The sequence below is a fragment of the Tardiphaga sp. GW822-FHT04G09 genome, from assembly GCF_058800725.1.
This window is the reverse complement of record NZ_JBXAMO010000007.1, coordinates 71,434-84,845: the sequence shown is the minus strand read 5'-3', so window position 1 is coordinate 84,845 and position 13,412 is coordinate 71,434. Positions and strand designations below refer to the sequence as shown.

Here is a 13,412-nt window from a genome sequence, read left to right as displayed (position 1 = left end):
CTCAGGGCTTCGGCTTCGCGGCCGGCTTGTCGGCGTCTTCACGGTGTTCGCCGACGCCAAGATAGATCAGCAGCGGCGCGGCGATGAAGATCGAGGTGTAGGTGCCGACCAGCACGACGCCAAAGATCATGACAGCGGTGAACGAGTGGATCGCCTGGCCGCCGAACGCGTATAGCGCCAGCAGCGCCAGCGTCACGGTGACGTGGGTGATGATAGAACGCGACAGCGTCGAATTGATCGACTCGTTCAGCAGTTCAGGCATCGGCATCTTCTTGTAACGACGCAGGATCTCGCGAATACGATCGTAAATGACCACGGTGTCATTCAGCGAATAGCCGAGAATGGTCAGCAGCGCCGCAATACTGGTGAGATCGAAGTCGACTTGCGTGATCGACATGAAGCCGATGGTCAGCACGATATCGTGGACGTTGGCGATCATGGCACCGAGGGCAAACTGCCATTCGAAGCGGAACCAGAGATAGATCAGGATGCCCATGATCGCGACGATCAGGCCGAGCATGCCGTAAGCCAGCAATTCGCCGGACACGCGCGGACCGACCACCTCGACGCGGCGATATTCGACACTGTCACCGAGCGCCGCGCGAACCTTCTGCACGGCAGCCTGCTGCGCAGCATCGCCACCCGGCTGTTCGGCCAATCGGATCAGCACGTCGGCCGCGCCGCCGAACTGCTGCAATTGCACGTCACCGAGTTGCAGGGCCGCGAGCGTCGTGCGCATCGCACCGATATCGGCGGTACCGGACTTGGCCTGCACTTCCAGCAGCGTGCCGCCCTTGAAGTCGATACCGAAGTTCAGCCCGTGCGTGAAGAACAGTGTGATGGCGAGGATCGAGAGCAGCGCCGAGATCGGGAATGAGATGCGGCGGAAGCGCGTGAAATCGAACTTCGTATCGTCAGGAACGATGCGGAGCGACGGCAACAGATCGAAGATCGCCACGATCGACAGAATGACGATCAGCGCACCCAGACCTGCCAGAACCATTTGTGTCGTTGTCAAAGTCTGCTCCGTAAACTCAAATCGGCACGCTGGTCGGCCGCTTCCACCTGACCCAGCCGGCGACGATCAGGCGGGTCACGGTGAAGGCCGTGAAAACCGTCGTGATGATGCCGATGCCAAAGGTCACGGCGAAGCCGCGGACCGGTCCGGTGCCGATGTAAAACAGCACCGCAGCCGCAATAAAGGTCGTGATGTTGGAATCCAGAATGGTCGCAAGCGCGCGTTTGAAACCGGCATCGATCGCCGAGATGGCAGTGCGGCCGGCGCGGAGTTCCTCGCGGATACGCTCATAGATCAGCACGTTGGAGTCCACGGCGATGCCGACCGTCAGCACGATGCCGGCGATGCCGGGCAGCGTCAGCGTGGCGTTGAGCAGCGACAGGATGCCGAAGATCATGAGCACGTTGATGGTGACCGCGATATTGGCGAACAGGCCGAACAGGCGGTAGGTCAGCAGCATGAAGACAATGACGAGGATGGAGCCGACATAGGCGGCGAGTTCGCCCTTTGCGATCGAGTCGGCGCCGAGGCCGGGGCCAACTGTACGCTCCTCGATGATGCTGAGCGGCGCAGGCAGCGCGCCGGCACGCAGCAGGATCGCGAGATCGTTGGCGCCCTGCACCGTGAAGCTGCCGGAGATCTGGCCGGAGCCGCCGGTGATCGGCTCGCGAATGACCGGGGCGGAGACCACTTCGTTGTCGAGCACAATGGCGAAGGGCAGATTGACGTTCTTCACCGTCGCGTCTGCGAATTTGCGTGCGCCAGACGTGTTGAAGCGGAACGAAACGATCGGCTCATTGGTCCGCTGATCAAAACCCGGCTGCGCGTCGGTCAGGTCAGCGCCGGAAACCAGTACTTCCTTTTTCACCAGATACGGCGTCTTCGGTGACTGCGAGCTCATCAGGAGGTCGGAATCAGGCGGCACCCTGCCCTGCGCCTGTTCGGCCGGAATCGAGGTGTCGACCATGCGGAAGTCCAGCTTCGCCGTCTTGCCGAGCAATTCCTTGAGGCGGGTCGGATCCTGCAGACCCGGCACCTGCACCAGGATGCGGTCGAGACCCTGACGCTGGATCAGCGGTTCGACGGTGCCGAGTTCGTTGACGCGGCGCTCCACGATCTGGATCGACTGTTCGACCGACTGGCGAATGCGGTCATTGATCGCGGCCGGCGGCACCGAAAGGCGGATCAGGCCGTTGCCGGCGTCCGAAACGTCCAGACTGCGCTGGCCGCTCTGCCCCATCAGGCCGCCGAGCGGCTGCGACAGCTCGCGCAACTTGGTGAGCGCGGTCTGATAGTCGGTGTCCTTGGTGATCCGGACTTCGACATTGTCGCCACGAACGCCGAGGCCGGTATAGACGATCTTGGCGTCACGCAGCGTACGGCGAACGTCGTCACGCACCTGATCGAGCTTGTCCTTCTTGACCGAATTGGCATCCACTTCGAGCAGGATGTGCGAACCGCCCTGCAGATCGAGGCCCAGCACCAGATGGCGCTGCGCCCATTTCGGCCAGGTTTTCACGGTGGCTTCGGGGAAGAAATTCGGAACCGCGCACAGGCAGACCACGAGCGCCGTCAGAATGACCGCCAGCGCCTTCCACCGCGTGAAATACAACATCGAAATGACCCGTCAGATTCTTGAAATGGCGACGCGTAGACGCGTCAGCTCGCAGTCGAGTCGTCCTTGGCCTCGGACTTGTCCGCCTTCTCCTTGGCGGGCTCACCCTTGGTGCGCACACCCGAGATCATCGTACGGAGCTGGCGCACGCGAACGCCTTCGGCGAGTTCGAATTCGACCTGCTCGTCATCGACCACCTTGGTGACCTTGCCGACCAGACCGCCCGAAGTGACGATGGTGTCGCCGCGGCGGATGTTCTTCACCATCTCGGCGTGGTCCTTCACCTTCTTCTGCTGCGGGCGCAGGATCAGGAAATACATGATCACGAAGATCAGCGCGAACGGCAGCAGTGACATCAGCATGCTGTTGGTGTCGCCGCCGGCTGCAGCCTGGGCAAACGCAGGAGTAATAAACATCGGAAGTCCTCGTGAACGCTGGGGAATAACCGGCGACGCGTCGGCGTTCGGCCGGTTCGGGCAAATTCGCGCGGACTATAGCGGCCGGCGTCCCAATTGCAACGCCGGTAAACCCACTGATTTGTCTGCGATTTGTACCGCTTGCGGATGTGTTCCGGGCTCGATATGGGTGCGCGCCGAGGAAAGTCGAAAATGTCAAAAAAGCCCAATAAAACAAGCCGCCGCCCCGCCCAAAAGGCCCCCGCGACCCGCACGTTAAAGACTGTCCGCCCAACCGCGGCAAAACGTCCGCGACCAGCCGCCGCCCCCCGGATCGACGAACGGATCGCGCTCGCACTCGAAACCATTGCCGCGGGCATGGCCGCCGCAGCGCCGAAGCGCTCCAATGCCGATTCTCTGGCCAGTGCCGACGCCTTCATCTGGCATCCCGACGGCCGCCTTGCGCCGGTGCCCAAGGTTAGCCGGGTCGATATCGGCCTGCTGCAGGGCATCAACCAGCAGGTTGATACCCTGATCGAGAACACCCGGCGCTTCGCCAACGGCCTGCCCGCCAATAACGCGCTGCTGTGGGGCGCGCGCGGCATGGGCAAGTCGTCGCTGGTCAAGGCCGCCCATGCCTCGGTCAATGCCAGCAAATCCGTCGCCGGCCGTCTCAAGCTGGTCGAGATCCATCGCGAGGACATCGAAAGCCTGCCCGCGCTGATGGAACAGATCCGCGCCTCGGACTTCTATTTCATCGTGTTCTGCGACGATCTCTCCTTCGACGGCAATGATGCCTCCTACAAGTCGCTCAAGGCCGTGCTGGAAGGTGGCATCGAAGGCCGGCCGGACAACGTGATCCTCTATGCGACCTCGAACCGCCGCCATCTGCTGGCGCGCGAGATGATCGAGAACGAACGCTCGACCGCGATCAATCCCGGCGAAGCCGTCGAGGAAAAGGTGTCGCTGTCGGATCGTTTCGGCCTGTGGCTCGGCTTCCATAAATGCAGCCAGGACGAATATCTCGACATGGTCCGCGGCTATTGCAGCCACTACGGTATCAAGACCGACGCTGCCGGGCTGGAACGCGACGCGCTGGAATGGTCGACCACCCGCGGCTCGCGATCCGGCCGTGTCGCCTGGCAGTTCGTGCAGGAACTCGCCGGCCGCCTCGGCGTGAAGCTGACGACGAAATAACAATCGACTACGCGTCAAACAAAAAGGCGCCGCCTCAGTGAGGCGGCGCCTTTTTGTTGCAACTTCGCTGAGCCAAAAGCGCTTACGCTCCGTTGAGGAACTGCAGCGGATCGACCGGCGACGATCCCTTGCGGATCTCGAAGTGAAGCTGCGGCGAAGTGACTTCACCGGACTGGCCGGACTTGCCGATCACCTGCCCGCGTTTGATGGTCTCGCCACGCTTCACCATCAGCTCACTCGCATGGGCATATGCGGTGACGTAGCCGTTGGAGTGACGAACGAGGACCAGATTGCCGTAGCCCTTCAGCTCGTTGCCGGAATAGGCAACGACGCCATCTTCGGCGGCCTTGATCGGCGTGCCTTCGGGCACGGCGACGTTGATGCCGTCATTGGACTTGCCATTGGTCTTGGCGCCGTAGCCTGTGACCACGCGGCCGCGCACCGGCCAACGGAACGTCGGCAAAGCGCCGGTTGCGTCAGCGGCTTTAGTCGGCGATTCCGGCGTGGTTTCTTCGGGCGTGGTCGTCGCACTTGCGAGACGCGCCTTTTGTGCGGGTTCGGTAGCAGCAACACGAGTCGCCGGCGCGGTCGTGACAGCGCCGGCAGGCGCCGCGGCAACGGCTGCCGGAGCCGGCGCAGCAAGCGGTCCTGCTGCGGGAGCGGCGGCAGCCATACGCGCAGCAGGCACAGTGATCTTGCTACCGAGCTTCAGCTGGGCAGTCGGCGCCAGGCCATTGGCGCGCGCGAGTTCGGCGACCGGCACGTTATTCCGGCGCGAGATGCTCATCAGCGTATCGCCGCGATTGACGAAATGGGTGGTCGATGTGCCGACGGCAGGTTTGCTCGGAGCAGCAGCGACGGCCGGCGCCGGCGCTGCGTTACCGTGGCGCGGAATGATCAGCGACTGGCCGGGCGACAGCGCGCGCGGCCCCTTGTAGCCATTGGCCTGCAGGATCGCAGCCGACGAGACGTTGTAGCGCTTCGCCAGACCATCGAGCGTATCGCTGGTGCCGACGATGATTGAGGTGCCGCCGTCGCGGGCAAGGCCGTTAGTTGCTGCAACCGAGCGCGGCGCCGTGGAGCCGGTGGTTTCGATCGGCGCACGCGCCGGCGGCGGCGTATACATACCGCTACCGCCCCCACTGACGGGAGCAGCCGACGCAACTGGGCGAGATGTCGGATAGGATTGCGGCGCCGAGATCGGCGGCGGCAAAGCCTGGGATTGATATTGCGGCTGCGGATTATAGGCTGGGCGCTGATATTGCGGCAGTTCCTGGCGCTCGACCGGCGCGCGTGGCGCTCGCTGTGGCACAGAGCCGGTGGCTTCGCCTTGCCAGCCAAAGCCACGGGACTGACCCGAGTCAAAACTTGGATTCTGAGATAGGCGCGTCTGCATGTCGGCGCTGCAGCCTGCAAAACCGATAGACATCAGCGCCAGCACCGCAACTTGCGGAGCGCGGCGCGAGCAAAGCAACTCGACAACGCTGGACATTGGTTACTCACTCATACGCAACAAACAACTGAATTGAGTAAACACCGTCTCCGTTACCAAGCCTTTAACCTTGCGACCAACACGTGACAGTCGCTCACGAACTTTTTTCAGAGTTCGCGCGCGATGCCTGGAAGCGCCGGGACGAAACGCACGTCCACAAGGTCTTTTCGCTCCAATCCACCTCCGGTTTTGCGGATCCGGACCAGGGTCTGGACGCCATTGTGAGGACCGACCGGCGCAACCAGAATACCGTCCTCCGCAAGCCGATCGGTCAGCGCCGCGGGCACCTCCTCCACGGCAGCGGTCACGATGATCCGGTCGAACGATCCCAGATTGGCAGCCGGGTTGAGGCCATCACCGAGCATGACCTCGATATTATGGAGACCGAGCGCCTCCAACCGGGTCCGGGCGGCATCGGCCAGCGTGCGATAACGCTCAATGCTAAGCACGTCGCGGACGAGTTTAGACAGGATCGCGGCCTGGTAGCCCGATCCCGTGCCGACCTCGAGCACACGGTGACCGGCATTCAATTGCAGCTGTTCGGTCATATAGGCCACCACGAAGGGCTGGCTGATCGTCTGACCGCAGGCAATGGCCAGGGCCGTATCCCGCCAGGCGTGGGCGCGATCGTTCGGCTCGACGAAGCGATCACGCGGAATATCTTCCATCGCGCGCAGCACCAGCCGATCGCTGATCCCACGGCGCCGCAAACCGAGCTGAAACGCCATTTGTTCAGGCGGTTGCCCGACGGTAATCATGGAAATGCCTCACGCAGCACAGGTTAGAAACAGATCGATCTAGCAAAGATAGATTGACGTATTCTGCGATCGGAACCGGGACAGGCCAACGATAACCTTTATTGTTCCGCGCGCGGAACCAGCAACATACTAGCCCGTTATGGGCGGGGCGCTCATCCAATCTCGCTCTATGTGGCACCGAACACGCAACATGCGTCTTGGGGTCACGAAAACGGCAATGCGTCGAGATTGCGTTCAACCCGAGAATTTGCGATTTTGTTCAGAAGATTGGGGCAAGGAAACCGGCCATGACTGCAACGAACCCGCCGGGCGGCTCCGTCTTCCTTGTCGAAGACGAGGTCATGATCCGCATGATGGTCGCCGATATGCTCGAGGAACTCGGCTACAGCGTGGCCGCCGAAGCCGGTGACATCAATGAAGCGATCAAGCTGGCTGGTACTGCCAAGTTCGACATTGCAATCCTCGACGTCAACGTCAACGGCAAGGTGATTTCGCCGGTCGCCGAAGTGATCGCATCGCGCAACCGCCCGTTCATCTTCGCAACCGGCTACGGCGCCCAGGGCCTACCCGAAGAATTCCGCGACCGCCCAACGCTGCAGAAGCCGTTCCAGATGGAAACGCTGGCACAGGTGTTGTCCACGACGCTCAAGGGCGTCGCGGTCTAGGCGACCCACTCGCCGATCTCAAAATCTCAGCCCATCGCCTTGGTCAGCGCGTCGGAGAATTCATCGTCCGTGCGATCAAGACGCAGCGGCGTGACCGAGACATAGCGCGCAGCAAGGGCTGCGAGATCGGTGCCCTCCAGCGGGGCTTCCGCGGCGACGATGCGCTCGAAACCGATCCAGAAATACGGATTGTTGCGGCCATCGCGCCGCTCATCGACGCGCAGAAAGCCCTGATTGCGCTTGCCCTGCCGGGTGACGACGACGCCCTTCACCTCGTCGGCCGCGCAGGCCGGGAAGTTGACGTTGATCACCGTGTTCTTTGGCACGCCCGCCTTGATGACCTTGCGAAGCACGTCCGGCCCGTATTTCAACGCGGTCTCCCATTGCGGGTTGTGACGCGTTTCCATCGAGAATTCCTGGCTCAGCGCGACCGACGGGAAACCGAGAATGGTGCCTTCTAGCGCGCCGGCTATGGTGCCGGAATAGACCACATCTTCGGCGACGTTGCGGCCCTTGTTGACGCCCGACAGCACCAGGTCAGGTTGCTGATCCTTGAGGATGTGCCGCGCGCCCATGATCACGCAGTCAGTCGGCGTGCCGCGCACGGCATAGTGCCGGGGGCCGACTTCGCGCAGGCGCAGCGGATCGTTCAGCGACAATGAATGCGACACACCGGACTGATCGAGTTCGGGTGCCACCACCCAGACGTCATCCGACAATTCCTTGGCGATCTGCTCGATGATCTTCAGGCCGGGGGCATGAATGCCGTCGTCATTGGTGCAGAGAATGCGCATTCTTGAGGTGCCTTTTCGATCGGGAGGGCCGCTGGCCGGCATCGGTTTTTGCCAGCATGTGCCCGCTTTTGCCACCCCCATTTTGGGCGCCGCGCATGCGCTGCCGAGGCTGTCCCGAAGGCGATTTTTCCCGCGGGCCGGAACATTTCGACGTCGCCGGGATTTTTAGCTTAGGTAGGTGAGTGCCAATTGCGTCAGAAGCATGCGCGCTCGACCCGGATGGCCTTGGTTGTAGCGCGCCATAGGGCGACGGAGATGGCGAGACAGCTTGAACGGGTGTTGATCATCGGATTGCCGGCGATCGCGGTTGTCGGTCTGACGGGGTGGCTGCTGCTTCCCAGATGGGCCGAGACCAAGCCCGATCTCACCCTCAATACGGCGGTAGTGGCAACAATGCCTGACGAACTGAGTGAAGAAGACTTTGCCAATCCCACGCCGTCGCAACTCGTCAGCGTCCCCGACGCCGCAGAACTCAACCGTCTCAGCCTGACCCGCCAATCGTTTCGCCGCGGTGGTTTCGGCTCCCGGGCACTGATGACTTTCACCATCCGCAACGCCAATGATTATCCGGTCAAGGATCTCGAAATCGCCTGTGCCTTCCGCAGCCGGGATGGTCGCTATGTGACGGAACGCCGCCGCGTTATCGCGGAGACCGTCAGCATGAAAAGCCGTAAGGCGTTTCCGATGACGCATATGGGCTTTGTCAACATAAAAGCCGAGAAAGCCAAATGCGCGTTGGTGACCGCCAGCCGCGCCTGAACGCGGCTGGCCCTGACGTGGTTTAGCCGGCCTGCACCACCTTGAGGCCGCCCATATAGGGCTGCAGCACATCCGGAACGGCAATCGAGCCGTCTTCCTGCTGATAGTTTTCCATCACGGCGATCAGCGCACGACCAACGGCCGTGCCTGAGCCATTTAGCGTGTGCACGAAGCGCGGCTTGCCGTCCGGTCCACGCGAACGCGCATCCATGCGACGCGCCTGGAAATCGCCGCACACCGAGCAGGATGAAATCTCGCGATAGGCACCGCCCTCGCCCTGGCCCGGCATCCAGACCTCGATGTCGTAGGTCTTCTGCGCTGCGAAGCCCATATCGCCGGTGCACAGCGTCATCACGCGGTAATGCAGGCCAAGCCGGCGCAGCACTTCCTCGGCGCAGGACAGCATGCGCTCGTGCTCATTCTTACTCTCTTCGGGCGTAGTGATGGAGACCAGCTCGACTTTGGTGAACTGGTGCTGACGGATCATGCCCCGCGTATCACGACCGGCTGCGCCGGCTTCTGCGCGGAAACACGGCGTCAGCGCCGTCATGCGTAGCGGCAGTTCCTTTTCGTCGAGGATGGATTCTCGGACGAGGTTGGTGAGCGGGACTTCGGCGGTCGGGATGAGCCAATAACCCTGTCCCTCATTGCCGATCGCACCGGCCGCGAATTGATCATCGCGAAACTTCGGGAGCTGCGCGGTGCCAAACATCGCATCGTCGCGAACCAGAAGCGGTGGGTTCACTTCCGTGTAGCCATGCTCATTCGTATGCAAATCGAGCATGAACTGCCCGATGGCACGCTCCAGCCGTGCAAGGCCCTTCTTCAGCACGACGAAGCGTGCGCCCGAGAGTTTGGCCGCAGCCTCGAAATCCATGAAGCCCATGGCTTCGCCGATGTCGTAATGCGCCTTCGGCGCGAACGCGTAATTACGCTTGGCACCGAAGTGATGGCGCTCGACATTGCCGTGTTCGTCGACACCTTCAGGCACGTCCTCAAGTGGCAGGTTCGGGATTCCGGCCAGCGCCGTCTTGAGCTGGTCTTCGGCGTCCTTCACCGCAGCTTCCATCGCCGGCATCGTGGTCTTGAGCTCAGTGACCTCGGCCATCAACGCATTGGCGCGCGTCTCATCCTTGTTCTTCTTGGCTTCGCCGATTTCCTTTGACGCCGCGTTGCGACGAGCTTGCGCCTGCTCGGACGCAAGGATCGCGGTCCGGCGCGCCTCATCGATCGTCAGCAGCGATGCCGACAGCGGCGCCAGCCCCCGCCGCTTCAGCGCAGCGTCGAATGCCTCGGGATTGTCGCGGATCGATTTGATGTCGTGCATGGCGGGATTCCTGAGCGAAAGCGGCTCTGAGTACCCCGAATAGCCAGCATTTGGAACATGAAATGGGCCAGCGGCCCGTTAATGCATGCGCTGGAGAGCCGCCACTATACCGATGCCAACCGCGACGATGCCGCCAAGACGTAACGTCATCTGCAGTGAAGATTTCTCGATAGCGGCCTGCAAATCATTCCGTGTGGTAAGCAATCTGGACTCCAGGTCCAACTTCACTCCAAGCAAGTCAGATTTCGTCACTAGCTCGGTCATGATGAAATCCCGTGCCGCTTCAGCGTGTGCCTCGGCCTGCTTATCCGCGATCCCCGCTTCGCGGAGACGCTTCGAATAGCCGAGTGTATCAAATGCAAAGGCCACAATCACCTCCCCAGCACCAGACCAAACACAACCCAAAGTAGATTTCTAAGGTTGTGATTGCAAGGAGGCGACACTCCTACTCCGCCGGCGTCACGTCCGTACCGGTCTCCGCAGCCTTCGCCGCAGCGGCCTTGGCAGCGTTCTTCTCGACGATGCTGACGGCAATGATCGAGCCCTCGTAGAGCACCAGCAGCGGGATCGCGAGGGAGGCCTGGCTGATCACGTCGGGCGGCGTCAGCACCGCGGCGATGACAAAGGCGATGACGATGAAGTAGCGGCGCTTTTCGCGCAGCTGCTTCGACGTGAGGATGCCGATGCGGCCAAGCAGTGTCAGGATGACGGGGAGCTGGAAGGCGATGCCGAAGGCAAAGATCAGCGACATCATCAGTGAGAGATATTCGCCGACTTTCGGCAGCAGCTGGATCTGCGCGGTCTCGGAGCTCCCGGTCTGCTGCATGCCCAGCGAGAACCGGATCAGCATTGGCAGCACCAGGAAATACACCAGCAGCGAGCCCAGCGCGAAGAAGAACGGCGTCGCAATCAGATATGGCAGGAACGCGCCGCGCTCGTGCTTGTAGAGGCCGGGTGCCACGAACATGTAGACCTGCGCGGCAATGATCGGAAACGAGATGAAACCAGCGCCGAACATCGCCAGCTTCAGCTGGGTCAGAAAGTATTCCAGCAGCGCAGTGTAGATGAATTTCGAGTTCTCGGGGCCGGCGACCCAGACGAACGGCCAGACCAGCACGTTGTAAATCTGCTTGGCGAAGAAGAAGCAAAAGATAAAGGCCACGGCAAATGCGAGCAGCGCCTTGATCAGCCGGGACCGCAGCTCGATCAGGTGGTCCATCAAGGGAGCCTTGGAGGCTTCGATATCTTCGGCACTCATGACGCTTTGGCGTCCTTCAGAACGTCGGGATGGGCCGCGTCGGGGGCGGCTGCACCATCATTGGCGGCAGCGTGTGTTTCGACCGGCGACGGCTGAACTTCCCGGGTAATGGCCAGCGGCTCGTTCACGGCCATTTCCTGAGCATGCGTCTCGGCCTCAATGAAGGTCTCGGGCGTCGGCGGCTCCGGCGTGTTGGGCCCGGCCGGCGGCGTATCGAGATTGTCGACCTTGTCGATTGTCATATCGACTGAAGAATTGGTGTCGCTGACGTCCTTGGTCAGCGACGCCATGATGTTATTGGTGGTGAAGCCGGAGGCGGCATCCTTGACGTCGTCGAAGGCCTTCTTGACGTCGGCCATTTCGGCTTCGCGCATCGCCTCGTTGAACTGGCCCTGGAATTCCGAGGCCATCCTGCGGGCCTTGCCCATCCACTGCCCGACCATGCGCAGCACGCCGGGCAATTCCTTCGGGCCGATGGCGATCAGCGCGACGACCGCGATGACGACCAGTTCACTCCACCCGATGTCGAACATGTAAAATTCCGCTCACGCGGGGCTCGATGCGCCCGCGTCTCCTTCAATGGCTTCCGCGACCCCTCAGGACAATTCCCTCGGGATCTCAGACAGCCTTGCTGCCCACGTCCGTACGGTTGGCGGTCGGCGCCGGCGGGGTCTGGTCGATGGTGCGAACCGGCTCGGTCGGCTTGTCGGCTGGTTTGTCATCGTCGGCCATGCCCTTCTTGAAGGCCTTGATGCCCTGCGCAACGTCGCCCATCAGGTCGGAAATCTTGCCGCGCCCGAACAACAGCAGGACCACTCCGATCACGACGATCCAGTGCCAAATGCTGAGTGAACCCATCCTGCTAATCCTCCAAACACGCGGCCAGTCGCCCGGCCTGATCTGACCGGAACGTAGGCTGCGGGGGTGTCAAAAACAAGGACTTAACCCTCGTGGAATCGCGGATGTCGCGGCGCAGTGCCGCGAGCGTTAATGCCGCGATCAGCCTTTGTGGTCGTCGTCCTGGCCGGTTGCGTCCGGCTCGGCGTCATCCGCCTCATCTTCGTCCTGATCGTCCTCGTCGGAGTCATCGTCTTCAGCGTCGTCCGAATCTTCCGCATCGTCGTCGAGTTCGGCAGTTTCGGGCTCTGCTGTCTCGTTTTCGTCCGACCCATCCTCTGCGACCTCGGCCGTTTCGGCTTCGGTCTCTTCCTGCTCGGGCGCGATCACGTCCAGATCGCCGGTTTCGAGTTCCGCGACTTCGGCCACGTCGCCCTCAGGCTCGACGTCATCCGCCGTCTCGGTCAATTCGGCCACTTCGGCGAATTCAGCCTTGGCCTCGGCAAATGCCTGGGCCTCACCAGCGAATTCGACGGCGCCGGTCTCCGGTTCCTTGATCTGCAGTTCCGGGAATTCCGGATCGGGCGCCGACAGCGCCAGTTCCAGCTCGCCACCCTCCAACGGATCCTCGTCCTCGCGGAGCGTCGGATCGTCGGACGGATTTGGCACGCTGAAGCCGGACGGCAGACGCGAGTCCAGCAAACCTGTGCCCTTGAGTTCCTCGAGACCAGGCAGATCGCCAAGCGCCTCCAGGCTGAACTGCGACAGGAAGCTCTCGGTGGTGCCGAAGGTCAGCGGCCGGCCCGGCGTCTTGCGACGGCCGCGCGGCTTGATCCAGCCCGTTTCCAGCAGCACATCGAGGGTGCCCTTGGAGGTGATGACGCCGCGAATATCTTCGATCTCGGCGCGCGTCACCGGCTGATGATAGGCGACGATGGCGAGCACTTCGATGGCCGCACGCGACAGCTTGCGGGTCTCGGTGGTCTCGCGGGTCATCAACCAGGACAGGTCGCCGGCGGTGCGGAACGTCCACTTGTTGGCGACACGGACCAGATTGACGCCACGCATGGCGTAATCGGCCTGCAACCGGGCCAGCGCCGCCTTGATGTCGACGCCATCCGGCATGCGCTTGGCCAGCGCCGACTGGTCGAGCGGTTCGGTGGACGCAAACAACAGCGCTTCAAGCAGGCGCAATTCTTCGGGGCGTGCCTCCGACTGGACCTCGGATTGTCCCTCGGACTGCACGATCTGATCCTCGACATCGTCGATGCGTTTCTCGGCGAGGCTTGCCATGTCT

Annotated in this window: 15 protein-coding genes; 3 read left to right on the top strand and 12 right to left on the bottom strand. The window is 62.0% G+C overall.

Annotated features, from left to right (window positions below):
* Window position 1: 1 nt before the first annotated feature.
* From secF to yajC, 3 genes are read right to left on the bottom strand one after another with little or no spacing between them, the layout of a single operon-like run.
* Window positions 2-1,003 carry a protein translocase subunit SecF gene (gene secF, locus AC1RLZ_RS14785; protein ID WP_371423993.1) on the bottom strand — a complete coding sequence of 334 codons (1,002 nt, stop codon included), beginning with the start codon at window positions 1,001-1,003 and terminating at the stop codon, window positions 2-4.
* Window positions 1,004-1,034: 31 nt separating this feature from the next.
* Window positions 1,035-2,633, bottom strand: a complete 1,599-nt coding sequence (gene secD / locus AC1RLZ_RS14780) for a protein translocase subunit SecD (protein WP_493189201.1) — start codon at window positions 2,631-2,633, stop codon at window positions 1,035-1,037.
* Window positions 2,634-2,677: 44 nt separating this feature from the next.
* A complete protein-coding gene (gene yajC / locus AC1RLZ_RS14775; protein WP_149530498.1) occupies window positions 2,678-3,049 on the bottom strand; it encodes a preprotein translocase subunit YajC in 372 nt (123 codons plus the stop codon).
* Between the two features lie 192 nt (window positions 3,050-3,241).
* Here yajC and AC1RLZ_RS14770 point away from each other — a divergent pair, with 192 nt between their 5' ends.
* Window positions 3,242-4,225 (top strand): ATP-binding protein, encoded by a 984-nt coding sequence (locus AC1RLZ_RS14770; protein ID WP_493189200.1) that lies wholly within the window; start codon window positions 3,242-3,244, stop codon window positions 4,223-4,225.
* Between the two features lie 82 nt (window positions 4,226-4,307).
* On the opposite strand, the gene AC1RLZ_RS14765 is transcribed toward AC1RLZ_RS14770, so the two are convergent.
* Window positions 4,308-5,717 carry a peptidoglycan DD-metalloendopeptidase family protein gene (locus AC1RLZ_RS14765; RefSeq protein WP_493189199.1) on the bottom strand — a complete coding sequence of 470 codons (1,410 nt, stop codon included), beginning with the start codon at window positions 5,715-5,717 and terminating at the stop codon, window positions 4,308-4,310.
* Window positions 5,718-5,824: 107 nt separating this feature from the next.
* On the bottom strand, window positions 5,825-6,475 hold the full coding sequence (locus AC1RLZ_RS14760) for a protein-L-isoaspartate(D-aspartate) O-methyltransferase (protein ID WP_493189198.1): 651 nt from the start codon (window positions 6,473-6,475) through the stop codon (window positions 5,825-5,827).
* Between the two features lie 287 nt (window positions 6,476-6,762).
* Between AC1RLZ_RS14760 and AC1RLZ_RS14755 the strand changes: the two genes are divergently transcribed.
* Complete coding sequence (locus AC1RLZ_RS14755) at window positions 6,763-7,140, top strand: response regulator (RefSeq protein ID WP_089264477.1); 378 nt, start codon at window positions 6,763-6,765, stop codon at window positions 7,138-7,140.
* 26 nt (window positions 7,141-7,166) lie between these two features.
* On the opposite strand, the gene surE is transcribed toward AC1RLZ_RS14755, so the two are convergent.
* The gene (gene surE / locus AC1RLZ_RS14750; protein WP_493189197.1) at window positions 7,167-7,934 is read right to left on the bottom strand and encodes a 5'/3'-nucleotidase SurE; all 768 of its coding nucleotides are present in this window, start codon (window positions 7,932-7,934) and stop codon (window positions 7,167-7,169) included.
* A 255-nt stretch (window positions 7,935-8,189) separates the two neighbouring features.
* Between surE and AC1RLZ_RS14745 the strand changes: the two genes are divergently transcribed.
* Window positions 8,190-8,693 (top strand): hypothetical protein, encoded by a 504-nt coding sequence (locus AC1RLZ_RS14745; RefSeq protein WP_493189196.1) that lies wholly within the window; start codon window positions 8,190-8,192, stop codon window positions 8,691-8,693.
* Between the two features lie 22 nt (window positions 8,694-8,715).
* Here AC1RLZ_RS14745 and serS read toward each other — a convergent pair whose 3' ends face one another.
* The 6 genes from serS to scpB form a co-directional block, all read right to left on the bottom strand.
* The gene (gene serS, locus AC1RLZ_RS14740) at window positions 8,716-10,020 is read right to left on the bottom strand and encodes a serine--tRNA ligase (RefSeq protein WP_493189195.1); all 1,305 of its coding nucleotides are present in this window, start codon (window positions 10,018-10,020) and stop codon (window positions 8,716-8,718) included.
* Between the two features lie 78 nt (window positions 10,021-10,098).
* Entirely contained in the window at window positions 10,099-10,389 is a 291-nt protein-coding gene (locus tag AC1RLZ_RS14735; protein WP_493189194.1) for a hypothetical protein, read from the bottom strand.
* 76 nt (window positions 10,390-10,465) lie between these two features.
* A complete protein-coding gene (gene tatC / locus AC1RLZ_RS14730) occupies window positions 10,466-11,278 on the bottom strand; it encodes a twin-arginine translocase subunit TatC (RefSeq protein ID WP_371423976.1) in 813 nt (270 codons plus the stop codon).
* Window positions 11,275-11,811: a Sec-independent protein translocase protein TatB gene (gene tatB, locus AC1RLZ_RS14725; protein WP_493189193.1), complete on the bottom strand. Its 537-nt coding sequence runs from the start codon at window positions 11,809-11,811 to the stop codon at window positions 11,275-11,277. Before tatB ends, tatC begins: the two co-directional genes overlap by 4 nt.
* Window positions 11,812-11,896: 85 nt before the next feature.
* Entirely contained in the window at window positions 11,897-12,136 is a 240-nt protein-coding gene (locus AC1RLZ_RS14720) for a twin-arginine translocase TatA/TatE family subunit (RefSeq protein WP_092142544.1), read from the bottom strand.
* 141 nt (window positions 12,137-12,277) lie between these two features.
* Entirely contained in the window at window positions 12,278-13,408 is a 1,131-nt protein-coding gene (gene scpB, locus AC1RLZ_RS14715) for an SMC-Scp complex subunit ScpB (protein ID WP_493189192.1), read from the bottom strand.
* Window positions 13,409-13,412: the final 4 nt, after the last annotated feature.

Excerpts from the sequence above, each read along its gene's own strand:
- secF (WP_371423993.1), bottom strand. The coding sequence starts at position 1,003 with ATGGTTCTGGCAGGTCTGGGTGCGCTGATCGTCATTCTGTCGATCGTG.
- secD (WP_493189201.1), bottom strand. The coding sequence starts at position 2,633 with ATGTTGTATTTCACGCGGTGGAAGGCGCTGGCGGTCATTCTGACGGCG.
- yajC (WP_149530498.1), bottom strand. The coding sequence starts at position 3,049 with ATGTTTATTACTCCTGCGTTTGCCCAGGCTGCAGCCGGCGGCGACACC.
- AC1RLZ_RS14770 (WP_493189200.1), top strand. The coding sequence starts at position 3,242 with ATGTCAAAAAAGCCCAATAAAACAAGCCGCCGCCCCGCCCAAAAGGCC.
- AC1RLZ_RS14765 (WP_493189199.1), bottom strand. The coding sequence starts at position 5,717 with ATGTCCAGCGTTGTCGAGTTGCTTTGCTCGCGCCGCGCTCCGCAAGTT.
- AC1RLZ_RS14760 (WP_493189198.1), bottom strand. The coding sequence starts at position 6,475 with ATGATTACCGTCGGGCAACCGCCTGAACAAATGGCGTTTCAGCTCGGT.
- AC1RLZ_RS14755 (WP_089264477.1), top strand. The coding sequence starts at position 6,763 with ATGACTGCAACGAACCCGCCGGGCGGCTCCGTCTTCCTTGTCGAAGAC.
- surE (WP_493189197.1), bottom strand. The coding sequence starts at position 7,934 with ATGCGCATTCTCTGCACCAATGACGACGGCATTCATGCCCCCGGCCTG.
- AC1RLZ_RS14745 (WP_493189196.1), top strand. The coding sequence starts at position 8,190 with ATGGCGAGACAGCTTGAACGGGTGTTGATCATCGGATTGCCGGCGATC.
- serS (WP_493189195.1), bottom strand. The coding sequence starts at position 10,020 with ATGCACGACATCAAATCGATCCGCGACAATCCCGAGGCATTCGACGCT.
- tatC (WP_371423976.1), bottom strand. The coding sequence starts at position 11,278 with ATGAGTGCCGAAGATATCGAAGCCTCCAAGGCTCCCTTGATGGACCAC.
- tatB (WP_493189193.1), bottom strand. The coding sequence starts at position 11,811 with ATGTTCGACATCGGGTGGAGTGAACTGGTCGTCATCGCGGTCGTCGCG.
- AC1RLZ_RS14720 (WP_092142544.1), bottom strand. The coding sequence starts at position 12,136 with ATGGGTTCACTCAGCATTTGGCACTGGATCGTCGTGATCGGAGTGGTC.
- scpB (WP_493189192.1), bottom strand. The coding sequence starts at position 13,408 with ATGGCAAGCCTCGCCGAGAAACGCATCGACGATGTCGAGGATCAGATC.